A 26,236-nucleotide genomic window follows, 5' to 3' on the forward strand; every position below is an offset into this window, starting at 1 on the left:
TTTTGTAACATAATTCATATGAATTCGAATAAAAATTCAAAATATCATTTATGCTATCTTCATTTTTTTGATAGCCCCTAAGCATCAATAGCCAAAAGCTAGGATAGTCTCCATAATCCTAGCTTTTGTATAGCTCTACTTCTTTATATTAATTTCACTCAGCATTATATGCTTGCTTAGATAACTCTAAAGCAATTATTAACTTTAGCTTGGGTAGTTTTTTTTTGATTTCCTTTGAGTACTCATCAACCGTTCTGATATGCACGTCATAAATTGAGTTATTAATTCTAGATATTTCAAAGTCAATAACTTTATCCCCATTGACTAATAGTGTATATAGTTCCTCACCTTGATCTGGTGTTACCTGTAAGACATATACACTTTTAATTTCTTGAAAATTCTGAATAAGAAAATTGGTTATTTCTTTATCCCCCATAATTAATGGAGAACGTTTTGCAAGGTTTTCTCTTATCTCTTGCTCTAATTTGGAATTTATTAATTTCATGGTAGCCGCCCAGGATGTGCCGTTATAAGATTACCTTGGATATCAGTTAAAACAGTCATTGTCTTTGTTGGTTGATATCCATTAAATTTATCAGTACCAATATTTTTATCTAGTGTAATAACTCGCTCAAATGTAGATATATCTTCATATTTTCTAACCTTGCTAATTGGAACAGATGATATATTGTTACTCTCAAGTATTATTTTTAAATCCGATTGACTAATAGTAAATTGGCTCGCATTTTTATCAGAAAAATGCCGAGCAAGTACATGATTCCAACCAGATTTATTATCTCCAATTTTTACATTAATACGAGATTGAACAATAGGATGCTCTAAACTAGATTTAGGAACCATGGTATTAGAGCCATTATAAACTCTATAGCCATTGGATGTCGTACCTATAAGTCCTCTTGATGTTATTTTTATTGAAACTTTCTCGACTAAATTTACGCCTCCTTTTGCAACCCCGACACCGCCAGCAAACGTACCTGCTATATCAAAAATTAATTTACCACTTTCAACCCCTGCTTTGAATGCTCCCTCAGTTCCTGCTTTTTGATACTCAGCTTCCATATTGTTAAGTCGTGAAATATATGACTGTCTGAGCGAGTCAGTCATAATACTTAATGTATCATCACTCATCAAAACAGCTCTTAGAGCTGTATACGTTTCTTTAGGGTTACTTGCTAAGTTGGCCAAACCATTAATTGTTTCATATAACCCTGCTGGGATACCACCTATCATTCCTGCACCAAATGCAGCATCTTGGTCAATATCGATATAAAGCCATTTCATTGCAACGAGTGTCTTTTTGAAATCATTAGTTTCTGCTGCAAGTTCTTTATTCTTTAATTCATCTTGATGATGCGATAGGTAATTATAACGAAATGTGGTTTCTGCGGCGTCTGCACCACTGTATACCCCTCCGGCATTACCTGTGAATATCGCACCAGCAAACCCACCAAATGCCCGAGCAAACTGCGCTTGAGCTTCAGATTTATTTTGCCATTCCTCTGCTTTTATGGTGTTGTCCCCTAAGGAAATAGCGGCTAATTCAGCCGCTAATGCACCAACAATCGCACCGCGTGAATTGGCTTGTTTAATTTCTGCAGATAACCCCGAAAGTGCCGCATGACTAATCATTTTCCCGGGGCGGCCTAAAATCTCGCCATTGTCGCCAATCAGTTTTGCGCCTTCGGCATTGATTTGGCTGCCGATATTACTCAATAAGGCATTTTTAAAATTATCGGTAAAGCTACCACCTTGTATCGTGGTATTTACCGTTGAGCTGATAACGGATTGTGCTGCAACTCGTTGGGCGACTTTGCTCCAATCGCCATTGGCGAGTAACGGTAATTTGGCATCTGCGGGGTTACCTTTAGTCCACTCCATTTTGATATCAAGGCCATTTAATGCCCCTGAAATGACCATTTGAGTAATAATGGATTTAACGGTATCGCTTTTACCCAGTGAATTTAGTGTCTTAGATAAGTTGCCTTGATTTTCAACCAGAGCGACAGCGGCTTGAGAGGTAAGTGCGGTCATACCAGAGTAAGCTGCACCTGAAATTACCGCAGCGGTTGTACCAGTTGCACCTGTTGCTGCCACTGCGCCATCTGCAGCCCAAGAAGCGAGGCCATAATTGGATGTCATCGCCGTGACTGCTATCATAATCAATGCCGAAGCCACAGGGTTTAGGCTTTGACTTTTGTAGTCCCAGCTATCGTAAGCATCTTGAACTAAATTCCATTGGACATCTTTACGCTCTTTTAACCCTGCTAACCACTTTGTTCCTTCAGTTTGTCCGAGTGAATTTAAGGCATTTTGTAAACTTTGGTTATTTTTGGTTTTGATATCTGCCGTAATCCCTTTTGCGGCATCAATGGTTAGTTTTCCACCAATATGCAGGACAGGCAGTATCCATTTATCTTCGGTATAACCTTTATTGCGTTGAGTGATGTAAAACCCTTTCGAATTGGAAATCACTTCCTCAAAGGTGGTATTCTTCACCGCTTTGAAATTTACCTTACCGGTTTGGCTGGTGATTTTGGCAATGTCTTTGTTGATTTCATTACGCCAATATAGACCCCGATTACCGCTCAATGATTGTTCATGGTAACCGCGAACAGAATACTGCCCGCCAATACTTATGCGTTCAATACCGTATAAATTATCGGGTGAATATTGACCATAAAATGAAGTTAAATAGGTCATGCCATTGGTAAAATAATATTGATAGCCGCTACTTAAGCTAAACTTTCGGTAATGGCTGCGGGGTGAGTCTTTCGCAAGTCTGTCAGGTGATGCACCAAAGGCGGATATTCCCCATTCAGCGGCAGGGTTAAACGTGAAGTAACCTTGTCCGAGCGTGGTACTGTACTGTGGAGTAAACGAGAGTGAGGTTAACGTTGGGCTGCTAATTGTTAAAGTCTGGGAGGCCAACTGAGTATTGGCATTTTTATGTTTTAAACTGCCTTGTAATGTGAAACGCTGCTTGCCATCGCGATATATTAAGCGGCTTACATCAAATTGCTGATTGGTGTTTTTCCCTTCATAACGGTATTGCTGACCAGATGTATGAAACGGTTGTAACGTATTGTTGCGGTAAAATTGGTAGCGGTAAGACCAATAGCCATAAGGCACATTCAAGCTCGCCACAATATAGCGACTATGAGAGGACGAACTTCCAGCCATATCGGTATTAGCCGAGGCAGACCACTGTTCACCCAATCCCAAAGCGGAGTCCACTGTTAAACTACCCGTAAACAGTTGTTTTCCCGTTGCCTTCATACCTGAATTATCGAGGTTCAGTTGGCTCGTAATGGGCCATTTTTTTCCTTGCTTATGAATAATAATCCGTGAGTAGCCGGTTTGGGTTCCTGGCTGGAAATCGATAGTGTATTTAGCCGATGATAATCGATTGAGTTGCTCCAACCCTTGTTCAATATCCCGTAGATTTAATATTTTCCCCTGTTGATGGGGATAAATTTGATGAACTAGACGCTCAGGGGAATCCTCAATCTCGATAGTTTCAATTCGCCCTTCAATAATTTGTAATATTAATTGATGTGAAGATAAGTTTTGCTCAGGGACTATCGCTTGAGAGGTAATAAAACCCTGTTCAATATAATAATTAGTGACACGCTTGGTGAGTTCGTGTATTTCGCTTAGGGTGAGGCAACGTTTGAGATAAGTTAAAGCTAATTGGGTTTGAATTGTGCTGGTGAGGTATGTGGCGCCGACAAATTGGATGTTATCGACAGGGAAACAGCTTTCATCTTGAGGGTGTTTGGAAGCAGCACTATCAAGGGTGATTGTATTTTGTTTTTCCAATAGATTACGTTGATTCAACTCTGACTCTAAGCGTTGTTTTTGTTCAAATTGAATACTTTCCTGTGTGGAGGGCAGTAAGTGATTTTCTGAGTAACCATTAGGAGAGATAATGAATAGTGATAAATATAAAAAACGCCACAAAGCTTGATAAATTGTCATGTTGCTTGAGTTTATGTCACAAATGGTAAATTTATCGTAATGTAACTCATTCTCATTAAATATTTTTAGATAAAAAAAAGATGCCATGAATAAAAATTGTTTTTTTATATTTAATATGTTTTTTTATGTTTTTTAATTTTATTACTTCAATAAGTTATTAGTTAACGGTAAAAATCAATGTTATATATTAATAATCAATCGATTGATTTTAATTGAACGGTTTTACTAAAGTAATTTGTCACAAGTAGCCCTATATGCAATCTCACAATTGCAAAAAAGGAATATGACAGTGAGGGATTTAGCACTTATCTAGCAAGTAATAAGTAAAACGTTCATAACTTATACTCTAAATAGTTTGAGTTGCAGCTAGGCGGCAAATGAACCTAAATCTAGGAGCATACATAAGTATGTGACTAGAATTAGGGAATGCAGCCAACAACGCTGCAGCTTGAAATATGACGAGTAGAGGCGGCAAGAGAAGATAGCTCGAGAAGCATACAACAAGTATGCGACCCGAGTAACTGAGCGTAGCCAACAACGCTGCGGCTCAAAGAATGACGGGTATGCGTCGTTCGGCAGCGATATGGCTATAATCTGGACTCTCTAACGCAATCAACTCATCCAATAAAGCCGTCAAACGTTTCATTTTTTCGGGTGAAAACGCCTGCTCTATTTTTTGATAGCCTTCTTCGACTTCCTGACGCGCTTGATCGTATAAATCTTGCCCTGCGGGAGTCAGTGAAACATAAAGTTTACGTTGATCGTTCAACGGCTTTAAACGAAAAATCAGCCCTTCACGCTCCATACGCGTCAAAATCCCAGTAAGACTAGGTCTTAGAATACAGGTTTTAACTGATAGCTCATGAAAATCAATTGAACGATTATCAGCTAAAACTCGAATGATACGCCATTGCTGCTCAGTCAAATTAAAAGACTTTAATATCGGTCTGAAAAACCCCATCGCCGTCTCTCTTGCCTGCAAAAGTGCAATTGTCAATGATTCATGCATACGCTTAAAACTCACCACTTAATGAAGGTTATTTAATACCAATAGCGGGTATTACTCATGCGCTGTTTTTTTCATCTCAGCGTTATTTATTGTGATACCAACAATACCAACTAGATTGAAATTAAGACTAGCACGGGAAAATAACAATCTCAAAGAAAACCCTAAAATATTAATGAGTAAACAACACAAAAAAATAACATTAAGTTAAATAATTGTAACAAAATAAATCATCGAGAAATAATAAAACATTAAATAATAAAGGCTTATGTTTGTTCTAATGAATTATGTTAATGAGATCACAATTAAAATTAACATTTTATAAAACTATTGCCTATTTCAAAATTATACTTTATTAATATGTTAATAATTATTTAGTCACTCGTATTTTTTAATGAGGAGTTGTCAATGAAAGGCACCGTTTTCGCTGTTGCCCTCAATCATCAAAGCCAACTTAGCCATTGGCTCAAGGCATTCCAGCAAGCCCCTTATCAAACCCCACCTAAAACGCCCGTGTGGTTTATTAAGCCGCGTAATACACGAATCAATTCAGGTGACACTATTTTGCACCCAGTGGGTGAAGAAGTGCAAAGTGGCGCGACACTGGCACTGGTCATCAGCAAAAATGCAAGAAAAGTAAGTTCAGAAAATGCACTCGACTTTATTGCGGGTTTTGCTCTTGCCAATGAAGTTAGCCTGCCAGAGGAAACCTTTTATCGTCCGGCTATTAAAGCAAAGTGTCGCGATAGCTTCTGCCCTATAGGCGAAATGATAAAAACGACGTTGTCCGCCCCCATTGAGATAATCACTCAAGTTAACGGTAAAGAAGTTGATCGCTGGTCAACAAAAGATCTCATCCGCAATGCCTGTGAATTAGTCGCAGAATTAAGTGACTTTGCTACGCTCAAAGAAGGTGATGTGATTTTACTTGGCACGCCACATCAACGAGTCACCATTAAGCCCGGTGATGAGGTTGTCATTCAAGCTGAAGGTTTTCCAAGTCTGAAAAATACAGTTATTGCGGCAGGAGGACAATAAGATGAAACATGCAAAAATCCTTTATAAAGGAACTGAATATTCAGTTACTGCCGAAGATAATGAAGCCATTAAATTACCTAATGGTGATGTTATTTCAGGTGACTCATCTGATGTTACTTGGTTACCCCCCGCTCAAGGTACCTTGTTCGCACTAGGATTGAACTATGCGGATCATGCCGCTGAATTAGAATTTAAAGCCCCTGAAGAGCCGTTAATTTTTATCAAAGCAGAAAATAGTCTAACAGGTCACCGACAAGTCTCTGTTCGCCCTGATAATGTTGAATACATGCATTATGAATCTGAGCTTGTGGTAGTCATGGGCAAAACGGCGCATAAAGTTTCGCAAGAAGATGCGATGGATTATGTCGCAGGCTATACCGTTTGTAATGACTATGCTATTCGCGATTATTTAGAGAATTATTATCGTCCAAACCTGCGAGTAAAAAGCCGTGATACCCTCACGCCAATCGGGCCTTGGATTATCGATAAGTCTGATATTAAAGATCCTCACAATTTGGCTTTATATACCTATGTCAACGGTGAATTGCGCCAAAAAGGTACCACTGCGGATCTCATTTTTAATATCCCATTTTTAATTGCCTACCTCAGCGATTTCATGACATTACAACCAGGAGACATGATTGCGACTGGTACACCTAAAGGGCTTTCTGATGTCGTTCCTGGGGATGAAGTTATTGTCGAAGTCGAAGGTGTCGGCAGGCTGATAAATACCATTATCAGTGAAAAAGATTATGAGGAAATAGTGTAATGACGCAGATTAACCATTGGATCAACGGTAAAAACGTTGCCAGCAAAGCATATTTTGAAACCACGAACCCCGCTACAGGTGAAGTATTAGCCGAAGTTGCCTCAGGTGGACAAGACGAAATCAATCAAGCAGTTGCAGCAGCAAAAGACGCTTTCCCTAAATGGGCTAATACACCGATGAAAGAACGTGCTCGCCTGATGCGCCGTCTCGGTGAGCTAATAGATGAAAACGTACCACAAATTGCGGAAATGGAAACCAACGATACCGGTTTACCTATCCATCAAACCAAAAATGTGTTGATCCCAAGAGCGTCTCATAACTTTGAGTTTTTCGCCGAAATTTGTCAGCAGATGAATGGTCGTACTTATCCTGTAGATGACAAAATGATGAACTATACTTTAGTTCAGCCAGTAGGTGTTTGTGCGCTAATTTCCCCGTGGAACGTGCCGTTTATGACAGCCACATGGAAAACGGCTCCTTGTTTGGCTCTGGGTAATACCGCCGTACTAAAAATGTCTGAATTATCGCCACTTTCTGCCAATCGTTTAGGTGAACTCGCCCTTGAAGCGGGTATTCCAGCTGGCGTACTTAACGTCGTTCAGGGCTATGGCAGCACTGCCGGAGATGCATTAGTTAAGCATCACGATGTTCGTGCCGTTTCCTTTACCGGTGGTACTTCGACGGGCCGCATGATCATGCAAAATGCAGGTCTGAAAAAATATTCGATGGAACTTGGCGGCAAATCGCCGGTTCTGGTGTTTGAAGATGCGGATATTGAGCGTGCCCTTGATGCTGCCTTGTTCACTATTTTCTCAATTAATGGGGAACGTTGCACCGCAGGTTCTCGTATCTTCATTCAAGAAAGTATTTACCCTGAATTCGTCAAACGTTTTGCAGAACGCGCAAACCGCCTGATCGTGGGCGACCCTACCGACCCGAAAACACAGGTTGGCGCACTTATCAGCCAACAACATTGGGACAAAGTCTCAGGCTATATTCGTATCGGCATGGAAGAAGGCGCAACGCTGCTAGCGGGTGGGCCAGACAAACCAAGCGATCTCCCCGCTCATCTGCGTAATGGTCATTTCTTACGTCCAACCGTTTTAGCGGATGTAGACAACCGTATGCGTGTAGCTCAAGAAGAAATATTTGGCCCTGTCGCTTGTCTGATCCCTTTCAAAACAGAAGAAGATGGCCTGCGTATGGCAAATGACATTGAATATGGCCTTGCTTCTTACATTTGGACACAAGATGTCAGCAAAGTTTTGCGTTTATCGCGCAGTATCGAAGCCGGTATGGTTTTTGTAAATACCCAAAATGTCCGCGACCTACGTCAACCATTTGGTGGTGTAAAAGCCTCTGGTGTCGGTCGTGAAGGCGGCGAGTACAGCTTTGATGTCTTTGCCGAAATGAAGAACGTTTGTATCTCTTTCGGTGATCACAACATCCCACGCTGGGGTGTATGATTTATCAAGTTATTTTTATAATATTTATCAAATAGATACCTATAAAAATTTGAACTGTAAATAATTAACAACAAGTAATAGCTACAACAAATTATGGGTAAACTCGTTCCTTACCCTAAATAGTTTGAGTTGTAGCTAGGCGGCAAGCGAAATCATCCCTATGAGCATACATAAGTATGTGATTAGGGTGGTTTTGTGAAGCCAACACCGCTACAGCTCAAAATATAACGGGTAAGAGAGGATAAAATGGGTAAACTAGCACTCGCAGCCAAAGTAACACACGTCCCATCAATGTACCTGTCGGAAATTCCGGGGAAAAACTTCGGTTGCCGCCAATCTGCCATTGATGGACACAAAGAAATCAGCCGTCGCTGCCGTGAACTTGGCGTCGATACTATTATTGTTTTTGATACTCACTGGCTGGTCAATAGTGCGTATCACATCAACTGTGCCGATCACTTCAAAGGTATTTACACCAGTAATGAACTCCCTCACTTTATTCGTGATATGGAATATGACTATCTGGGTAATTCAGAACTAGGTCGTATGATTGGTGAAGAGGCGCGCAAGCTGGGCGTTCGTGCTCAATCTCATGAAATTCCAAGTCTCACTCTTGAATATGCGACACTCGTTCCAATGCGTTATATGAATAGTGATCGCCATTTTAAAGTGATTTCTATCTCTGCTTTTTGTACTTCTCATAGTTTTGAAGATAGCCGTAAACTCGGTGAAGCTGTACTCACCGCCATTGACAAATATGATGGTACTGTCGCTGTTCTCGCGAGTGGCTCATTGTCTCACCGCTTTATTGATGACCAAAAAGCAGAAGATGGTATGAACAGCTACACCCGTGAATTTGACGAGCAAATGGATAAACGTGTCGTGAAATTATGGCGTGAAGGCCGCTTTGAAGAATTCTGCAAAATGCTACCTGAATATGCGGATTATTGTTATGGCGAAGGCCACATGCATGACACAGTTATGTTATTAGGTCTGTTAGGTTGGGATAAATATGCAGAACAAGTTGAGATTTTAACCGACTTATTTGCAAGTTCAGGCACAGGGCAATTAAATGCCATTTTCCCACTGCCTAGCTATATTACTGATAAACAAATCGCTAACGCTTAAGGAATTAACATGCCTCATTTTTACGCTGAATGTACTGATAATATTCGTGATGAAGCAGCGCTACCAACGCTATTTGCTAAAATCAATGAAGCATTAGCAGGCACGGGTATTTTTCCATTAGCCGGTATTCGTAGCCGCGCTATTTGGTTAGATACTTGGCAAATGGCAGACGGCAAGCAAGATTATGCTTTTGTCCATATGACGCTAAAAATTGGGGCAGGCCGTTCCCTTGAAGATAGACAAAAAACAGGTGAAATGCTGTTCACACTGATTAAAGCGCATTTTGCTGATTTGATGACGAAACGCTACCTTGCCCTGTCTTTCACCATGGAAGAGTTAGATCCTGTACTGAATTATAAGCAAAACAATGTTCATGCATTGTTTAAATCATGATGGCGTAAAACGTTATAAATAACATCAGTAATAAGGGGCGGTTATGGTGACTAAATTCGATCAGCAAATACCTAAATGGCTTATTCCGCTACTCGGTTCCCTTGTCGCTTTTGGTCCCTTATCGATTGATATGTACCTTCCGGCTCTTCCGCAAATGGGATTAGCTTTACAAGCAACACAAGACCAAATGCAATATACCCTTGGGGCTTTCTTTGCAGGTTTTTGTGTCGGCATGCTGTTTTATGGTCCCTTAAGTGACTTATTAGGCCGCCGAAAAATGCTATTAAGTGGATTGGCTATTTTTACCATCGCAAGCCTGTTGTGCGCGCAAGCGACTGATGCTAATTCACTAATTATTTTCAGAGCGTTACAAGCTTTTGGAAGTGGCGCAGCCATTGTGATGGCAAGGGCAATTGCTAGAGATGTTTATCCATCTAACGAACTGCCTAGGGTTTTATCATTAATGACGTTAGTCACCATGATTGCGCCTTTACTCGCACCGTTGCTTGGCGGTTTTTTATTGATCCATTTTCAGTGGCAAGTGATTTTCTATCTTCTTGCGCTGATTGGTCTAACATCTGTATGCACGATTTTTTTACTCCTTCCTGAAACCTTAGTGCATGAACAAGGAAAGCAAAATTTAATTGCAGTGGCCTTTCGCAATTACAGCCAAATTATCACCGATAAAGAGGCCATGAGCATTATTGGCACGATGGCGTTCTCTTTCGCCGGTATGTTTGCTTTTATCAGTGGCTCTCCATTTGTTTATATTAACTATTTTGGTGTTTCTGAGCAGTATTATGGCCTGCTTTTTGGCTGCAATATATTAGGTATGATTGTGATGCTATTGCTCAATGTCAGGTTGCTCAAGGTGTATAGCTTAAATCGCATACTCGGTATGCAAAGTGGGATTCAATTGCTTTTTGGCGTGTTATTGCTCATTTTCTACCAACAAAGCCTGTCTATTATTGTTATCCTAGTTGTGCTGTTCCTATCAATGGTTAATGCCATCGGTACCAACAGCTTATCATTGTTACTGCAACATCGCGGAAAAATCGCCGGTAGCGCCAGTGCGTTAGCAATTTCAATTCAATTTGCATTGGCGGCACTTGCCAGTGTTGCGGTTTCTGTATTACAGGATAAATCCCCATTTGCTATGGCACTCGTTATGGCTATTTGTGCCGGACTGAGTTTCACAAGCCAACGCTTGTCAGCTAAAAATGTTCACGCACAAATTCACTCGGTGTCTTCGGAGAAAAACGAAAAATGAGCATAAATACTAATTCAACATTATTCCGTCAACAGGCTTATATAAACGGCCAATGGGTTGATGCGAACGATAAAGCTGTTTTTGATGTCACCAATCCAGCCAACGGCGAAATCATTGCCAAAGTCAGTAATGTGGGCGCATTAGAAACACAAAATGCTATTGATGCGGCGCAAAAGGCACTCCCCGCTTGGCGGGCTAAAAGTGCTAAAGAACGTAGCCAAATCCTGAATAAATGGTTCCGTTTAATGATGGATAACCAAAAAGAATTAGCGCAATTACTTAGTACCGAGCAAGGCAAGTCCATCACTGAATCCATGGGTGAAATTGCTTATGGCGCAAGTTTCATCGAGTGGTTCGCCGAAGAAGGCAAGCGTACCTATGGAGAAACGATTCCATCTCCCCTACCCGGTCGCCGCTTGGTCACCATCAAACAGCCCGTTGGTGTAGTTGCGGCTATCACACCTTGGAATTTTCCAAATGCAATGATCACCCGTAAAGTCGGTCCAGCCCTTGCTGCCGGTTGTACTATGGTACTCAAACCTGCGGCCGAAACACCGTTATCTGCACTAGCTTTAGCTGCTCTAGGCGAAGAAGCTGGGATCCCCGCAGGCGTAATCAATATTGTGCCAGGTACTGATGCACAAGCCATTGGTGGCGTGCTTACCTCTAGCCCAATTGTCCGCAAATTAACTTTCACTGGTTCGACGCGCGTCGGTAAATTATTGATGGCGCAATGTGCTGATACCGTAAAGAAAATGTCTCTCGAACTAGGCGGCAATGCGCCATTTATCGTCTTTGACGATGCAGATTTAGATTCAGCAGTTCAAGGCGCATTAGCGGCTAAGTTTCGTAACAGCGGGCAAACCTGCGTTTGTGCTAACCGAATTCTCGTGCAAGAAGGTGTCTACGATGAATTCGCAGCTCGTCTAGCTAAAGCCGTGAGCGCCCTAAAAATTGGCCCTGCCACTCAAGCAGATTCAGAACAAGGCCCTCTGATTAACCAAGCTGCAATTGATAAAGTTAGTGAACATATCGCTGATGCGGTTTCCCACGGTGCAAAAGTTATTGCAGGTGGAAAACCCGCCAGTTTAGGTGGATTATTTTTTGAGCCGACAGTTTTAGTTGGCGTCACCAAATCAATGAAAGTTGCAAAAGAAGAAACTTTTGGTCCATTAGCACCGCTGTTTAAATTCCGTGACGAACAAGAAGCCATTTCTCTTGCCAATGACACTGAATTTGGTTTGGCCTCATACTTTTATTCACGAGATATCGGCAGAATCTACCGCGTTGCAGAGGCATTAGAAAGCGGCATGGTCGGTATTAATGAAGGCATTATTTCAAACGAAGTCGCTCCATTCGGCGGTATCAAGCAATCAGGACTAGGCCGTGAAGGTTCACGCTACGGAATTGAAGATTATCTAGAAGTGAAATATCTCTGCTTTGGTGGGCTATCCCACTAGTGAAGTTATGGGCTATTTTTGAAGAAATACAAGTATACAGTTAGAAATATACATAATTTCAACTTAGAGCTAATTAAAAAATCGCTCTCTAAATTATGTTACTCAAAATAATTCGTATTACAGCTAGGCGGCAAACGCGTTAATCCCTAGGAGCATACATAAGTATGTGACTAGGGTTAAGGCGCGCAGCCAACAACGCTGTAATGCGAAGTATGAAGAGTAGCCTGGAGCCTTAACAATGTTACAGAAAGAAATGATTTCACAGATTGCCCACCGCCTAAACCAGGCTGAAAAAACCCGTGAGCAAATCCGTCAAATCTCACTGGACCACCCAGAGATAACCATTGAAGACGCCTATGCAATTCAACGTGAATGGGTTGGATTGAAAATTTCAGAAGGACGCGTCGTAAAAGGTCATAAAATTGGTTTAACCTCAAAAGCCATGCAAGCTAGCTCGCAAATTGATGAGCCTGATTACGGCGCGCTTCTCGACGATATGTTTTTTAATGATGGTTGTGATATTCCCATTGACCGCTTCATTGTTCCGCGCATCGAGGTTGAATTGGCATTCGTATTAGCGAAACCCCTACGTGGCCCTAACTGTACAATATTTGATGTCTATAACGCGACCGATTACGTGATCCCTGCGTTAGAGTTGATCGATGCCCGTTGTCATAATGTCGATCCAGAAACAAATCGCCCACGTAAAGTCTTCGACACTATCTCCGATAACGCTGCAAATGCTGCGGTTATTTTAGGTGGAAGACCGATTAAACCGCGCGATCTCGATATGCGTTGGATCAGTGCATTACTGTATCGCAACGGTGTTATTGAAGAGTCTGGTGTAGCAGCAGCAGTGCTTAACCATCCCGCTAATGGGGTTGCATGGTTAGCCAACAAACTGGCACCACACAATGTCGAACTTGAACCCGGCCAAATCATTCTTGGTGGTTCGTTTACGCGCCCTGTTCCTGCCCGTAGAGGAGATGTTTTCCACGTTGACTACGGCGTAATGGGCTCAATTAGCTGCCGTTTCGTTTAAGGAAATTGCCATGGATATCTTACACAATAAATTCAAAGCGGCACTAAAAAGCGGTCAACCACAAATCGGCTTATGGCTTGGATTATGTAGCCCATACAGCGCTGAATTAGTGGCAGGTGCGGGGTTTGATTGGTTATTAATTGATGGCGAACATGCGCCTAATAATATCCAAACAACATTATCTCAGTTACAGGCTATCGCTGCCTACCCTTCTCAACCCGTTGTACGTCCACCGTGGAATGACCCAGTTATTATCAAACAACTGTTAGATATCGGTGCGCAAACATTATTGCTACCTATGGTACAAAATGCAGAACAAGCACAACAAGCAGTACGTGCAACTCGTTATCCACCAGCCGGTATTCGTGGTGTTGGCAGCGCATTAGCGCGTGCATCACGCTGGAATCGTGTTCCTGATTACCTGCAACGCGCCAATGATGAGATGTGTGTGATTGTGCAGGTAGAAACCCGTGAAGCTATTAAAAATTTACCTGAAATATTAAAAGTTGAAGGGGTTGATGGCGTCTTTATTGGTCCGGCAGATCTCAGTGCTGATATGGGTTTTTCCGGTAATCCAAATTACCCGGAAGTTAAAGCGGCGATTGAAAAAGCGATAATACAAATTCGCGCAGCAGGTATTGCGCCGGGCATTCTCATGGCTGCGCCCGATATTGCTGAACACTATATTAAACTCGGTGCACTTTTTGTTGCCGTCGGCGTTGACACCACATTGCTAGCTCGTTCAGCAGAAGCACTTGCCGCTAAATTTGGTAAAACAGTATCAGGAATTACCTCAAGTTCTCCTAGCGTTTATTAACAAATAGGACATGAGGCAGTAGTGAGAACTTTTAAATAACCCAACCCTACAAACGGTTTATTTAGAAGATTAGAAAAAAACAACATTCAACAATGCAAAGCAGGCGCTTTATCGCAGCCTAGGGGATTTTCTGCGCCCTTAATATAGCCAAATTAATTCAAGTTATCATTTAAGTTATCGTCAGGCGGTCAATATATTTTACTAGTCACCGATAAAAAACAGGATTAGAAAATACTAAATACCACTGATATAACAGTATGTTGAATAAAAATGGATATTGCTTTCAATGCATAAAATTGAGGGTCTACAATGAGTCATTCACAACATACCGCTGGCGATAATCCCGCTCAGCAACATAAAAATTTAACTGAGCCACAACAACGGGTCATTAATAAATTATTTAAACGTCTCATCGTCTTTTTATTTGTATTATTTGTTTTTTCATTCTTAGACCGCATTAATATTGGCTTTGCGGGTCTCACTATGGGCAAAGATATTGGACTGTCGTCCACTATGTTTGGCTTAGCCGCAACACTGTTTTATGTCACTTACGTTATTTTTGGTATTCCTAGCAATATTATGCTGGGTATTGTCGGCGCACGCCGCTGGATAGCCACCATTATGGTACTTTGGGGCATCGCCTCAACTGCCACCATGTTTGCTACGGGGCCGACCAGTTTATATGTATTACGCATGTTGGTCGGTATTGCTGAAGCGGGTTTCTTACCAGGTATCTTAGTGTATTTAACCTATTGGTTTCCAGCCTATTTCCGCGCTCGTGCCAATGCCTTATTTATGATTGCAATGCCAGTAACTATGGCATTTGGTTCTATCGCGTCCGGTTATATTCTAGGTTTGGATGGGGTTTTAAATCTTAAGGGTTGGCAGTGGTTGTTCTTACTTGAAGGTTTCCCTTCGGTGATCCTTGGTGGCCTAGTTTGGTTCTATTTAGATGATTCACCTAAAAAAGCCAAATGGTTAACCCAAGAAGATAAAGATACATTGCAAGAGATGATGGATAAAGATCAGCTTGAGCTTGTACAACCCCATGGTTCTAAAAGCCAAACGGCACTGCAAAACACGAGTTTGTGGAAAGAAATTTTCACCCCAGTAATATTGATGTATACCGTCGCTTATTTCTGCTTAACCAATACCCTAAGCGCCATTAATATTTGGACGCCGCAAATTATGCAAAGCTTTAATCAAGGTAGCAGTAATGCCATGATCGGCTTACTTACGGCTATTCCGCAGTTTTGTACTATTCTCGGTATGATTTATTGGAGTCGGCGTTCTGACCGTCTGCAAGAACGAAAGATGCATACTGCCTTGCCGTTCTTATTTGCCGCCGCAGGTTGGATCTTAGCGGCTATGACGAGCCACCCGATGATCCAATTACTTGGGATCATTATGGCATCAACCGGATCGTTTACGGCCATGGCTGTTTTTTGGACCACACCTGACCAGTCGATCAGTTTCCGCGCTCGCGCAATCGGTATTGCGGTTATCAATGCAACAGGTAATATAGGTTCAGCCGTGAGTCCACTATTGATTGGTTGGCTGAAAGATCAAACAGGTAGCTTCAACTCTGGCCTCTACTTTGTGGCCGGTTTACTGGTTATCGGCGCACTGATCGTCATCGCTATTCCGATGAGAAATTCACGCCCAAGAGCAACACCGTAAAATAGTAACGGTCGAATTTTAAAAATTGAGTGCTGCAATAATTTGAAAAAATTGAATTTATTTAGCCCTCCCTAAATGTTGTTCAAAATAATTCAAGTTGCAGCTAGGCGGCAAGCAAGCTAATCCCTAGGAGCATACACGAGTATGTGACTAGGGTTATCTTGTGCAGCCAACAACGCTGCGACTTGAAGAATGAAGAACAATTCGAGTTGTAGCTAGGCGGCAAGCGAAGTTACCTCGAGGAGCATACATAAGTATGTGACTAGGGTTATCTTGTGCAGCCAACAACGCTACAGGAAGAAGAATGAAGGGTATAATAGCGAATATCGATTTAGGCACAGACTACGACGAAACCCAAGGCAACGACGACGTCCACTACCAAACCTTCGGCAACATGGCCGCTTTTTTTGGTCGTGATATGCAGGCACATCGCCACGATGGTTTTTTCCAGCTTCATTATCTTGAAACTGGCCATATCACTTTGCAGCTTGATGAGTCCCGTTATTCAGTGCAGGCGCCATTATTTATTTTAACTCCCCCTTCTGTGGCTCATGCCTTTTTTACTCAAGAAGATACTGATGGCCATGTTTTAACAGTACGCCAAGACTTAATATCACCTTTACTTGAGTCCCTTTATCCCACCAATCGTGATCTTGTTGAGGTTCCTGCTATTTGTTTATCTGTTGCTGATAAACCCGATGATATTCATACGTTTAGTCATTACTGGGCATTAATGGCACGAGAATCGGCTAATACTGATAAAGGCCGAGATCAAGTCCTTTCATCCTTAGCTCAAGCCTTATTTACTTTTTTGTTAAGATCGATTCCCCTTGATGACCACCACATCACGGGAGTTCGAGGTGAACACCGTCTATTTCAACGTTTTAACCAGTTTATTGACCAATATTATAAGCAACACCTTACTGTTCCTGAGTATGCTCAAAAATTGGGAGTCACAGAATCAAGGCTTAAAGATATGTGTCGCCGATTTGCAAACAGGCCACCTAAGCGATTGATATTTGATAGAATATTGCGAGAAGCCAAACGCATGCTAATATTTTCGGATAGTCCAGTTTCAGAAATTGCTTATCAACTTGGATTCAAAGATCCCGCTTATTTTGCTCGATTCTTTAACCGCTTAGTAGGTAGCTCCCCAAGCCAATGGCGTGAGCAAAATATTCATTAACACCCCCGATTTAACACTTATCTATGCCATCTTCTATTTTCCATCAAATAATTTTACATATTAAAAACATTTTTGATGTTTTATGTAATTATTTTTAAATATCATTTATCTTGATTACCACCGACTAAAAATGAAGATAAAGCACAAAAAACACACTATAAAAATATAAAAAAACCTATTCATTAACATAAAAAAACTCAGTAATAAATTGATAAATAAAAACATTAAATCAAAAACAACAATTACATTAATATAGAAACATCGTCATGATCACAGTTCTATCACAAATCATCTATTTCAACGAAAAGTACCCGTAAACCTTTCGAAAGTCTCTTTAAAATCACCTCAAAAAGCGATTCAATTAAGAAACACAAAATAAACATAAAATTAACATTATCGCTTGCAACCTTTACCCTACAGCCGCAAGCCCTCTATGTGAGATAACGAGGTAAACATGAAACCCGAAGATTTTCGTTCCGATGCTAAACGCCCTTTTAACAGTCAAGAGTACCTAAAAAGTCTCCAAGATGGCCGTGAAATTTATATCTACGGTGAACGTGTTAAGGATGTGACTACTCACCCAGCATTTCGTAATTCCGCAGCTTCCATAGGACAATTATATGATGCACTCCATGATAGTACGACTCATGACAAGCTTTGCTGGAACACCGACACAGGCAACGGCGGATATACTCATAAATTCTTCCGCTTCGCCAAAAGTGCTGACGAACTACGCCAACAGCGCGACGCCATTGCAGACTGGTCACGCCAAAGCTATGGATGGATGGGACGCACTCCAGACTATAAGGCGGCATTCGCCAGTTGTTTAGGGGCAAATCCTGAATATTATGGCCAGTTCGCAGACAATGCACGAACTTGGTATCAGCGTATTCAAGAAAGTGGCTTATATTTTAACCATGCCATTGTTAACCCACCGATCGACCGCCATAAACCTGCCGATGAAGTTAAAGATGTGTATATAAAACTAGAAAAAGAAACTGATGCAGGTATTATCGTCAGCGGTGCAAAAGTGGTCGCCACTAACTCAGCGTTAACACATTATAATTTTATCGGTTTTGGCTCAGCACAAGTGATGGGCGATAACCCTGATTTTGCACTGATGTTTGTCGCGCCAATGGATGCTGATGGAGTGAAATTAATTTCACGAGCGTCTTATGAATTAGTCGCTGGTGCAACAGGTTCTCCATTTGATTATCCCCTATCAAGCCGTTTTGATGAAAACGATGCCATCTTGATTATGGATCATGTTTTGATTCCATGGGAAAACGTTTTAATTTACCGTGATTTCGACCGCGCGCGTAACTGGGCAGTACAAGGCGGATTCGCACGCCTATTTCCATTACAAGCTTGCGTTCGTTTAGCCGTTAAATTAGATTTCATTACTGGCTTACTACAAAAAAGCCTTGAATGTACTGGGGTACTTGATTTCCGCGGTGTTCAAGCAGACTTAGGTGAAGTTGTTGCATGGCGTAATTTATTCTGGTCATTAACCGATGCCATGACCTCTGAAGCCAAGGCTTGGGAAGGTGGAGCATACTTACCAGATACCCAAGCAATTCAAACTTATCGCGTAATGGCACCAATGGCCTACACGAAAATCAAGAATATAATAGAAAGTAACGTCACGAGCGGCTTGATTTACCTGCCATCAAGTGTTCGGGATATGAATAATCCAGAGATAGATAAATATCTGGCTAAATATGTTCGCGGTTCTAATGGTATGGATCACGTTGAACGTATCAAAATTTTAAAATTAATGTGGGATGCTATCGGTAGTGAATTCGGTGGTCGCCATGAACTGTATGAAATTAACTATGCAGGTAGCCAAGATGAAATTCGTCTGCAATGTCTGCGTCATGCACAAGGTTCTGGCAACATGAAAGCGATGACTGATATGGTTGACCGTTGCCTATCTGATTACGATCAGCACGGTTGGAAACGTCCTCATTTACATAACAACAACGATATTAATCAGTTAGATTTGTTGCTGAAATAATCGGCAACACAGGAGGTCAATATGTCTTTAGAAAATGAACATCGCCTACGTTTCAGAGATGCGATGGCAAGTCTCGGTGCCGCAGTTAACGTCATCACCACTGATGGTACTGAAGGCTGCTGCGGTATTACAGCAACTGCAGTCTGTTCGGTTACCGATACGCCACCAACTTTGATGGTTTGTGTTAACCGCAACAGTGCAATGAATGCGGTCTTTCAAAAGAATGGCCGTCTGTGTGTTAACGTGCTTAGCCATGAACAAGAAGATATGGCGTGTCATTTCGCCGGCATGAAGGGTTCTACAATGGAAGAACGTTTCGGCTGGAACGTTTGGGATAAAGGCATTTTACAACAGCCGCAATTAAGAAATGCCCTAGCCAATTTAGAAGGCGAGATAACGCAAGTACAAGATATCGGTACGCATTCCGTCTACATGGTTGAAATGAAACAAATCATCGTCAATGATGAAGGTCATGGATTAGTTTACTTCAAACGTAAATTTCATCCGGTTATGCACCAGATTTTAGAAACAACTGATTAACATTAATATAATAATTCACTGAGTGATTATTTACTAAAATTATTGAGTGACGAAGAAACCTCTTTTTAAAAGAGGTTTTTTATTTCATCTAAATGTTATTATTGAAAAATCAACCTTCTAAATAATGCTTTTAAATTATATAAATAAAAAATAACTTATTGATTTAATACAATTTAAAAATTCACACCTATTTGGTTTTATTGACACATCTCAAATTTCAGGTATAAACTAACTCTATACAGTTGTTTATTACTATAAAAAAACCAATCTTAAAATGAAATATTTTATTAATAACCACATTATCTACGATAGCCATCAGGGGCTGTTGTACACTGACGACGTTAATAACGCCATAAAATTAACGACGACCTTAAATCGCTTATTATTAGTACTCGTTCAAAATAATGATGAAATTCTAAATAGAGAAACGCTACTTCAACGCGTCTGGGACGACTATAATCAAGTTGTTTCTGATAATAACTTAAATAGTAGTATCTCTGTTTTACGTCGCCATTTAGCTTCTTTTTTTGATGAGGAAATTATTACCACTATTCCTAAAGTAGGTATAAAATTTTCGGCAGAACTGAAATTTGAAGATAGTGAAAACTTGCCACCTCAAGATATAGTTAGTTTGAATTCAGATATTGAAAGTGAACCAGCAGCTATTGTTAAACCTGAAATCGAAACAAAATCAGTAATAGCTAAAAAAAGCTATATCTTAAATAACCGATATCTTGAAGTTGCACTTATAGGTATCATCATTTTTTGTTTGATTTATTTATTTAAAAGTTATTTTTTCGCTAATAAAGTGGAATACCCAGAGGTTGGTCGGATAGATCAATGTAGCATCCGCTACATTAATAGTTACCATAAACCCGATACAACCACTGTAAGTTTTACGATATTACAAGAAAAGCTTACAAACCTAAATATTAACTGTCAAAAACCAGCAACCATCTTCTATTATAATGTTGGTACACTCACCCATAATAAAAATATACATGATGACTTTTTATTTATCTCATATTGTCCTAGTGCACCTAAAGATAGTGCAACTGTAAGTTGTGAGAATTTTTATGTTAAATAAAATATCAACAAGAATACTTTTTTTATCCATCATATCTGTAGTGTTAGTTTCAACTAGCCTATATTTTCACCATATAATTAATACTCCTATTATTCCCAATTGTCAGACAACCTTAAGAATAAACATCTCTGATAATCGTTCTAACTTAAAAGGTTTTTACCTATTAAGTGTTATTCCTAATGAGAACAAGCCTGACCAACATACATTCATAATGAATGGAAATATTAATGACAATGGTAAAGACTATACTATTTCACGAAAATATCTGATGAAACATGAATATTTAGGCGATCATTTTTTTTTACGCGTTGAAAATATATTTATAGACCCATCGGATCAAGTTCAAGATAAAATCAAGATTCGAGGAGTACCTGAAGTTAATCAACTTTATTTTTTAAAAATAAAAAAATTAACCGAAAAAAATTATATATTTGAAGAAAACTTCTCTCCCATTTTTATTTGCACTCTATAATCTCCAAAAAAACCATAAAAAATGCATCAAATATTGATAATTTGATGCATTTTTTTTATTTATAAACAACCCCAACCTTAAAACACCTTAAACTCACAAACATTAAACATTTCACAGTCAATTAATTCAGCATAAAAATATTAATTCACATTAAAAAAACCTTATCATTGAATTATTGTTTTGAATTTAATTAAACCCAAAGAATTTTATTCCATTTTACCCATGAGATGGATAAACTTTCTTCCGTCGAAATGACCTCGCTAAAAACGATTATATAAATACGTTAAGCGCTCTGTGATTAGGACATTTTAAAATCCATTGATGGATGCTGAACTTTATTCCTGTGACCGTCTTTTTATAAAAGCTCACTAGGGACCAAATATTTACTTATTTTTAAGGATGTAAGGTATGAAATTAAATAAACTTTCTATTGCTGTTTTATTCGCTACTTCTGCTATTTCAACTTCTATTTTTGCTAGCGGTAACGCCGGTGAATTACATTTCAGCGGTCAAGTTGTAAATGCCCCATGTAATATCGAATCAGAAAGTACAAAACAAGAAGTTCCATTCGGCCAACTTTCTCGTGCATCTTTAGAAGCAGGCAATGCAGCTGAAAAAGATATCGCAATTAAGATCAAAGACTGTAATTTCAATGAGTTCACTAAAGACAAAGATGATAACTGGGTTGCAGTTAAAGATATCAAAATCACTTTTGGTGGTAAAAACTATGTTGGTACTAACAAAGAATTCTTAGGTACTACTGGTACAGCTTCAAATATCGGTGTTCAGATTAAAGATTTTAAATTTGATGAAGCTAAATCTATCATGAACCAAATTCGTAATACACAAGGTGAAAACGTTTTAGAGTTTACAGCATTGGCGAAACGCGTTGATGGTACAACACCAGTTATTGAGGGTGAATTTAGTTCTATTGCTGATTTTAAAATCACATACGAGTAATTTTTTTAGGGGAGAGAATTCTCTCCCCATAAAAGGCCCATTATGAAAAAAAATACTTATCTATGGATTGCCTTATTATTTAACTCGATTAACTCTAATGCCACTAGCTCTAACCTTGGGCATATTCAAGATGGTCTTCAAGGTGAGGCAGTAATGCAAGGTTATATCGTCTCGGCACCTTGTTCAATTGAAACCAATAGTCAATATCAATATATAAATTACGATTACATTTCTAACTATAGTATAAATAATATAGAAGCTGAAAAATTAATGCGAAAACCTTTCTATATAAAATTAAATAACTGTATTAGCGAATATGATAGTAGTAATCATAAAGGTATTAAAATTCGTTTTTTTGCGCCGCAAGATACATACAGTAATGCAATAAAACTGTCAGGCCCTAAACCTGGAGTTGTTCTATACATTTATGACATTAACAACAATTTATTAATACCAAATAAGCTCTACTCCATTTCTAACAATTACATTTATTTTGATAATAAAAGTAAAGAGAGCTTTTTAAAATATGAAACAGAATTAAGTGCAAGTAATAACGAAATTACACCTGGTGATTACTTTACCACAATTAAATTCAACGTTACTTACGATTAGTAAATAATCTTATAATTAATTTAATGAAAAAAAACATGGTTAAATTTAATATTTACTCTTATATTATTGTGACTTCTTTTTTATCTTCAATCTCTTCGTTAGCTTATGCTGTCGAATTTAATACAGATATGTTAGATACAGAAGACACTCAAAATATTGACTTTAGCCAATTCTCTCAGGCTGGATTTATTATGCCTGGCACTTATCATTTAACGCTCAAAGTCAATAATGAAAGTATGGGTAGCGCGCAAGATATCACAGTGATAGCCCCGCAATCCCAAAATACTAGTTTATTCGATACCGTTTGTATTCCCGTTAATATTCTTGATCGTTTAGGGCTTACTCCTGATGCAAGCAAATTAATAGAATATCGTGATGAAGGTAAATGCCTTGATTTATCTACACTTGAAGGTACGTCATTAAATGTAGATTTATCGACATTAACGTTATCCATTTTTATCCCACAAAGCTATTTAGAATATACAGACTCAAGTTGGGTTCCTCCTTCACGTTGGGAAGAAGGTATAAATGGCTTTATATTAGATTACAACCTAACAGGTTCTTTGACTCGTCGAAATTCAGGTTCAAGAGAATCATATATTTCTGCTAACGGTACAACAGGATTTAATTTTGGTGCATGGCGTTTACGCGGCGATTACCAGGCAAACTATAGAAAATCGGTAGGAAGCTTCGAAAACCAATATAGCGATGCCACATTTAGTCGATTATTTGCTTATCGCTCAATAAAATCTATTGCATCAATTTTAACTTTAGGTGAGAACTACTTTTACTCTGCTATTTTTGATTCTTGGCAGTACACCGGTGTATCTCTTGAAACCGATGAAAATATGATGCCACCTAAATTAACCGGTTATGCGCCAGAGATTATTGGTATTGCTCAAACTAATGCCACCGTTATTGTCAAAAGTCATAACCGTATCGTTTTAGAAACAACCGTACCTGCGGGCCCATTTCGTATCCAAACACTCGATAGCTCCATTCGTGGAACACTCGATGTCACTGTACGAGAAGAAAATGGGGAAGAACAACAATTTAGCATTACAACTGCGGCACTACCCTACTTAACCAGACCTGGGCAAATTCGCTATAAATTTGCGGCAGGGAAACCACGTTTCAATGGGCGTCAACTCGAAGGGGATTTAACGGCTTCGGGAGAGCTATCGTATGGACTAAATAACTTTTGGTCTATCTATGGTGGTTCTATTTTATCAAAAAACTATCAGGCACTTTCAGCAGGCTTTGGTCGTGACTTATTTTCATTCGGTAGTCTTTCATTCGATGCGACTCAGTCACACGCTCAATTGCTAGATAAAACATTAACTGGTCGAAGTTATCGGCTTAGCTATTCAAAATCATTTGATGAAGCCAGAACTGACATTACGTTCGCTGGATATCGTTTCTCTGATGAAACCTATCGCTCCTTGCAACAAACCTTAGATGAGCGACGCACAGGTAATGAAGCTCAAGCGCAAAAAGAAAGTTATCAAGTTAATATCAATAAATATTTTGATGACTTTTCTTTGGGTGGAAACTACCAATATAACACTTATTGGAACAGCGAAGCAGAAGAACAGTACAGCTTATACTTAAGCACGCTTTTCAATTGGGCTGCGGTTGGGCTTAAAAATATTAACCTCACCGCCTCGGCAACACGCTCAAAAAGAGCGGGATACCAAGATGATGCTATTAGCTTATATTTCACCATTCCTTTAGCCCAAGGAAATAGCATCAGCTTTTCTGAAAGCTATACAAAAAGCCAAAACGGTCAACATAGCTCAACTCATAATATTGGTTATAGCGGATATAGCGAACAGCGCAATTATAACCTCAACATCGGTTACCAAACAGGAAGTCATCAAGATAACCAAACCAGCTTTAGCGGCTATTTGAGTCAAAACCTGCCATATGCTTCGATTTCAGGGAATGCAAGTTATGTCCCGAATGAATATCACAGTGTTGGGGGATCAATTAATGGCGGGATCACTTTAATTAAAGAGGGTGTTGCCATGCACCAAGCTGCCTATGGCGGAACTCGACTTGTTATAGAAACCCCAGGTGCGACTAACGTTCCGCTTAGTGGCGGCGTATATCAAACTAATCACTTCGGACTCGCGGTATTGCCAAACGTTAGTAGTTACCGAAAAACCAGTGCATCAATTAATACCAGTAAATTACCAAACGATGTTGAAGCATTAGAGACTGTCACAGATGCCACTCTGACTCGCGGAGCAATCGGATATCGTCGTCTTAACGTTATTCAAGGTGAAAAAACGTTTGCTCGCTTAAAGCTGGCTGATAACGCTTATCCACCTTTTGGCGCTAGCGTACGTAATAGCAACAATATTGAACTGGGAATTGTCGGAGAGCAAGGTATTACATGGATTGTCGGTATCCGCGCTAAAGAATTATTAAATATCTATTGGGGAAACAAACTTCAGTGCAGCGCTCAAGTTCCTGACGTGATTAATCCTCAGGAAGTTTACCCCACTATCATTTGCCGTTAAGAAGAGAACTAAGATGAAACTGAATTACCCTTTTTTGTTACTTACTAGCATATTCACGCTAACTATTAGTGTAATTTCAGCTGCACATGCCGCTGTTACGCTTGATCGCACTCGTATAATTTTCGATGGAAATCAGCCATCTATTAATATTACGATCCGTAATGATAATCCTGAATTACCTTATTTAGCACAGTCATGGCTAGAAAATGCGTTAGAGCAGAAGCTCGAAACAGGCCCAATTATTGCCACTCCGCCAATTCAGCGTATGGAACCAAAATCCACCAGCTTGGTTCGTTTAAGTACAGCACCTGACGTTGCAAAAGTACCGCAAGACAGGGAATCCCTATTTTATTACAACCTGCGCGAAATTCCGCCTAAATCATCAGAAGCTGGCGTATTGCAAATTGCATTGCAAAGTAGGGTAAAACTATTTTATCGCCCAGAAGGTATTGTTGCGCAAAGTAAAACTGATTGGACGAAACATATAACATTAACAGCAACACCATCTGGTTATATGTTAAATAATCCAACACCATTTTATTTGACTGTGATTGGTTTAGGAAACAGTCAAAAACAATCTGAAGAAAGTGATTTTGATGCTGTCATGATACCACCAAAATCCAATCAAATAATAAAATCTTCTAATTTTTCAACGCCTTATTTAACTTACATCAATGATTATGGAGGAAAACCTTCACTTGCTTTCAAATGCCAAGCTTCAAAATGCAGTGTGACGGAATAACGAGTAAAAAATAGATAGGAGCAGAAC

General features: G+C 39.8%; 22 protein-coding genes. 19 read left to right on the forward strand and 3 right to left on the reverse strand.

Annotation, left to right across the window (positions count from 1 at the left end; translation table 11 throughout):
* Nucleotides 1-154: 154 nt before the first annotated feature.
* The 3 genes from ACTH6U_RS00610 to hpaR all read right to left on the reverse strand — a co-directional run bounded on the left by ACTH6U_RS00610 (nt 155) and on the right by hpaR (nt 5,008).
* Nucleotides 155-505, reverse strand: coding sequence for a hypothetical protein (locus ACTH6U_RS00610; RefSeq protein ID WP_336430944.1), 351 nt, complete (start codon nt 503-505; stop codon nt 155-157).
* Nucleotides 502-3,999 carry a ShlB/FhaC/HecB family hemolysin secretion/activation protein gene (locus ACTH6U_RS00615; RefSeq protein WP_441831371.1) on the reverse strand — a complete coding sequence of 1,166 codons (3,498 nt, stop codon included), beginning with the start codon at nt 3,997-3,999 and terminating at the stop codon, nt 502-504. The genes ACTH6U_RS00610 and ACTH6U_RS00615 overlap by 4 nt, the downstream gene beginning before the upstream one ends.
* A 547-nt stretch (nt 4,000-4,546) precedes the next feature.
* The gene (hpaR, locus tag ACTH6U_RS00620) at nt 4,547-5,008 is read right to left on the reverse strand and encodes a homoprotocatechuate degradation operon regulator HpaR (protein WP_336430942.1); all 462 of its coding nucleotides are present in this window, start codon (nt 5,006-5,008) and stop codon (nt 4,547-4,549) included.
* A gap of 405 nt (nt 5,009-5,413) precedes the next feature.
* Between hpaR and ACTH6U_RS00625 the strand changes: the two genes are divergently transcribed.
* From ACTH6U_RS00625 to ACTH6U_RS00715, 19 genes are all read left to right on the forward strand, one after another.
* On the forward strand, nt 5,414-6,043 hold the full coding sequence (locus tag ACTH6U_RS00625) for a fumarylacetoacetate hydrolase family protein (RefSeq protein WP_441831372.1): 630 nt from the start codon (nt 5,414-5,416) through the stop codon (nt 6,041-6,043).
* 1 nt (nt 6,044) lies between these two features.
* On the forward strand, nt 6,045-6,812 hold the full coding sequence (locus ACTH6U_RS00630; RefSeq protein WP_294108633.1) for a fumarylacetoacetate hydrolase family protein: 768 nt from the start codon (nt 6,045-6,047) through the stop codon (nt 6,810-6,812).
* A complete protein-coding gene (hpaE, locus tag ACTH6U_RS00635) occupies nt 6,812-8,278 on the forward strand; it encodes a 5-carboxymethyl-2-hydroxymuconate semialdehyde dehydrogenase (protein WP_336430941.1) in 1,467 nt (488 codons plus the stop codon). The genes ACTH6U_RS00630 and hpaE overlap by 1 nt, the downstream gene beginning before the upstream one ends.
* Before the next feature lie 246 nt (nt 8,279-8,524).
* Complete coding sequence (gene hpaD / locus ACTH6U_RS00640) at nt 8,525-9,406, forward strand: 3,4-dihydroxyphenylacetate 2,3-dioxygenase (RefSeq protein ID WP_441831373.1); 882 nt, start codon at nt 8,525-8,527, stop codon at nt 9,404-9,406.
* Between the two features lie 9 nt (nt 9,407-9,415).
* Complete coding sequence (locus tag ACTH6U_RS00645) at nt 9,416-9,799, forward strand: 5-carboxymethyl-2-hydroxymuconate Delta-isomerase (protein ID WP_336430940.1); 384 nt, start codon at nt 9,416-9,418, stop codon at nt 9,797-9,799.
* Between the two features lie 43 nt (nt 9,800-9,842).
* Nucleotides 9,843-11,069, forward strand: a complete 1,227-nt coding sequence (locus ACTH6U_RS00650; protein ID WP_336430939.1) for a Bcr/CflA family multidrug efflux MFS transporter — start codon at nt 9,843-9,845, stop codon at nt 11,067-11,069.
* Nucleotides 11,066-12,529, forward strand: coding sequence for an NAD-dependent succinate-semialdehyde dehydrogenase (locus ACTH6U_RS00655; RefSeq protein WP_441831374.1), 1,464 nt, complete (start codon nt 11,066-11,068; stop codon nt 12,527-12,529). Before ACTH6U_RS00650 ends, ACTH6U_RS00655 begins: the two co-directional genes overlap by 4 nt.
* Before the next feature lie 238 nt (nt 12,530-12,767).
* Nucleotides 12,768-13,571: a 2-oxo-hept-4-ene-1,7-dioate hydratase gene (gene hpaH / locus ACTH6U_RS00660; protein WP_441831375.1), complete on the forward strand. Its 804-nt coding sequence runs from the start codon at nt 12,768-12,770 to the stop codon at nt 13,569-13,571.
* Between the two features lie 10 nt (nt 13,572-13,581).
* Nucleotides 13,582-14,388: a 4-hydroxy-2-oxoheptanedioate aldolase gene (hpaI, locus tag ACTH6U_RS00665; RefSeq protein WP_441831376.1), complete on the forward strand. Its 807-nt coding sequence runs from the start codon at nt 13,582-13,584 to the stop codon at nt 14,386-14,388.
* A gap of 309 nt (nt 14,389-14,697) precedes the next feature.
* On the forward strand, nt 14,698-16,068 hold the full coding sequence (gene hpaX, locus ACTH6U_RS00670) for a 4-hydroxyphenylacetate permease (RefSeq protein WP_441831377.1): 1,371 nt from the start codon (nt 14,698-14,700) through the stop codon (nt 16,066-16,068).
* A gap of 304 nt (nt 16,069-16,372) precedes the next feature.
* Nucleotides 16,373-17,254, forward strand: a complete 882-nt coding sequence (gene hpaA, locus ACTH6U_RS00675; RefSeq protein WP_294108609.1) for a 4-hydroxyphenylacetate catabolism regulatory protein HpaA — start codon at nt 16,373-16,375, stop codon at nt 17,252-17,254.
* Between the two features lie 454 nt (nt 17,255-17,708).
* Nucleotides 17,709-19,271 (forward strand): 4-hydroxyphenylacetate 3-monooxygenase, oxygenase component, encoded by a 1,563-nt coding sequence (hpaB, locus tag ACTH6U_RS00680; RefSeq protein WP_294108607.1) that lies wholly within the window; start codon nt 17,709-17,711, stop codon nt 19,269-19,271.
* Between the two features lie 21 nt (nt 19,272-19,292).
* Nucleotides 19,293-19,811: a 4-hydroxyphenylacetate 3-monooxygenase, reductase component gene (hpaC, locus tag ACTH6U_RS00685; RefSeq protein WP_441828724.1), complete on the forward strand. Its 519-nt coding sequence runs from the start codon at nt 19,293-19,295 to the stop codon at nt 19,809-19,811.
* A 325-nt stretch (nt 19,812-20,136) separates the two neighbouring features.
* Entirely contained in the window at nt 20,137-20,898 is a 762-nt protein-coding gene (locus ACTH6U_RS00690) for a winged helix-turn-helix domain-containing protein (protein ID WP_441831378.1), read from the forward strand.
* Nucleotides 20,888-21,370, forward strand: a complete 483-nt coding sequence (locus tag ACTH6U_RS00695; RefSeq protein WP_441831379.1) for a hypothetical protein — start codon at nt 20,888-20,890, stop codon at nt 21,368-21,370. The genes ACTH6U_RS00690 and ACTH6U_RS00695 overlap by 11 nt, the downstream gene beginning before the upstream one ends.
* 408 nt (nt 21,371-21,778) lie before the next feature.
* On the forward strand, nt 21,779-22,330 hold the full coding sequence (locus ACTH6U_RS00700) for a fimbrial protein (RefSeq protein WP_441831380.1): 552 nt from the start codon (nt 21,779-21,781) through the stop codon (nt 22,328-22,330).
* A 42-nt stretch (nt 22,331-22,372) separates the two neighbouring features.
* Nucleotides 22,373-22,942 carry a fimbrial protein gene (locus ACTH6U_RS00705; RefSeq protein WP_434720648.1) on the forward strand — a complete coding sequence of 190 codons (570 nt, stop codon included), beginning with the start codon at nt 22,373-22,375 and terminating at the stop codon, nt 22,940-22,942.
* A gap of 35 nt (nt 22,943-22,977) precedes the next feature.
* Complete coding sequence (locus ACTH6U_RS00710; protein ID WP_441831381.1) at nt 22,978-25,467, forward strand: fimbria/pilus outer membrane usher protein; 2,490 nt, start codon at nt 22,978-22,980, stop codon at nt 25,465-25,467.
* A 13-nt stretch (nt 25,468-25,480) separates the two neighbouring features.
* Complete coding sequence (locus ACTH6U_RS00715; protein WP_441831382.1) at nt 25,481-26,209, forward strand: fimbrial biogenesis chaperone; 729 nt, start codon at nt 25,481-25,483, stop codon at nt 26,207-26,209.
* Nucleotides 26,210-26,236 lie beyond the last annotated feature (27 nt).

Source organism: Providencia sp. (genome assembly GCF_052096715.1).
Lineage (GTDB): Bacteria > Pseudomonadota > Gammaproteobacteria > Enterobacterales > Enterobacteriaceae > Providencia.

Bases quoted from the DNA above. Each gene is read 5' to 3' on its own strand.
- ACTH6U_RS00610 (WP_336430944.1), bottom strand. From the start codon at position 505: ATGAAATTAATAAATTCCAAATTAGAGCAAGAGATAAGAGAAAACCTT.
- ACTH6U_RS00615 (WP_441831371.1), bottom strand. From the start codon at position 3,999: ATGACAATTTATCAAGCTTTGTGGCGTTTTTTATATTTATCACTATTC.
- hpaR (WP_336430942.1), bottom strand. From the start codon at position 5,008: ATGCATGAATCATTGACAATTGCACTTTTGCAGGCAAGAGAGACGGCG.
- ACTH6U_RS00625 (WP_441831372.1), top strand. From the start codon at position 5,414: ATGAAAGGCACCGTTTTCGCTGTTGCCCTCAATCATCAAAGCCAACTT.
- ACTH6U_RS00630 (WP_294108633.1), top strand. From the start codon at position 6,045: ATGAAACATGCAAAAATCCTTTATAAAGGAACTGAATATTCAGTTACT.
- hpaE (WP_336430941.1), top strand. From the start codon at position 6,812: ATGACGCAGATTAACCATTGGATCAACGGTAAAAACGTTGCCAGCAAA.
- hpaD (WP_441831373.1), top strand. From the start codon at position 8,525: ATGGGTAAACTAGCACTCGCAGCCAAAGTAACACACGTCCCATCAATG.
- ACTH6U_RS00645 (WP_336430940.1), top strand. From the start codon at position 9,416: ATGCCTCATTTTTACGCTGAATGTACTGATAATATTCGTGATGAAGCA.
- ACTH6U_RS00650 (WP_336430939.1), top strand. From the start codon at position 9,843: ATGGTGACTAAATTCGATCAGCAAATACCTAAATGGCTTATTCCGCTA.
- ACTH6U_RS00655 (WP_441831374.1), top strand. From the start codon at position 11,066: ATGAGCATAAATACTAATTCAACATTATTCCGTCAACAGGCTTATATA.
- hpaH (WP_441831375.1), top strand. From the start codon at position 12,768: ATGTTACAGAAAGAAATGATTTCACAGATTGCCCACCGCCTAAACCAG.
- hpaI (WP_441831376.1), top strand. From the start codon at position 13,582: ATGGATATCTTACACAATAAATTCAAAGCGGCACTAAAAAGCGGTCAA.
- hpaX (WP_441831377.1), top strand. From the start codon at position 14,698: ATGAGTCATTCACAACATACCGCTGGCGATAATCCCGCTCAGCAACAT.
- hpaA (WP_294108609.1), top strand. From the start codon at position 16,373: ATGAAGGGTATAATAGCGAATATCGATTTAGGCACAGACTACGACGAA.
- hpaB (WP_294108607.1), top strand. From the start codon at position 17,709: ATGAAACCCGAAGATTTTCGTTCCGATGCTAAACGCCCTTTTAACAGT.
- hpaC (WP_441828724.1), top strand. From the start codon at position 19,293: ATGTCTTTAGAAAATGAACATCGCCTACGTTTCAGAGATGCGATGGCA.
- ACTH6U_RS00695 (WP_441831379.1), top strand. From the start codon at position 20,888: ATGTTAAATAAAATATCAACAAGAATACTTTTTTTATCCATCATATCT.
- ACTH6U_RS00700 (WP_441831380.1), top strand. From the start codon at position 21,779: ATGAAATTAAATAAACTTTCTATTGCTGTTTTATTCGCTACTTCTGCT.
- ACTH6U_RS00705 (WP_434720648.1), top strand. From the start codon at position 22,373: ATGAAAAAAAATACTTATCTATGGATTGCCTTATTATTTAACTCGATT.
- ACTH6U_RS00710 (WP_441831381.1), top strand. From the start codon at position 22,978: ATGGTTAAATTTAATATTTACTCTTATATTATTGTGACTTCTTTTTTA.
- ACTH6U_RS00715 (WP_441831382.1), top strand. From the start codon at position 25,481: ATGAAACTGAATTACCCTTTTTTGTTACTTACTAGCATATTCACGCTA.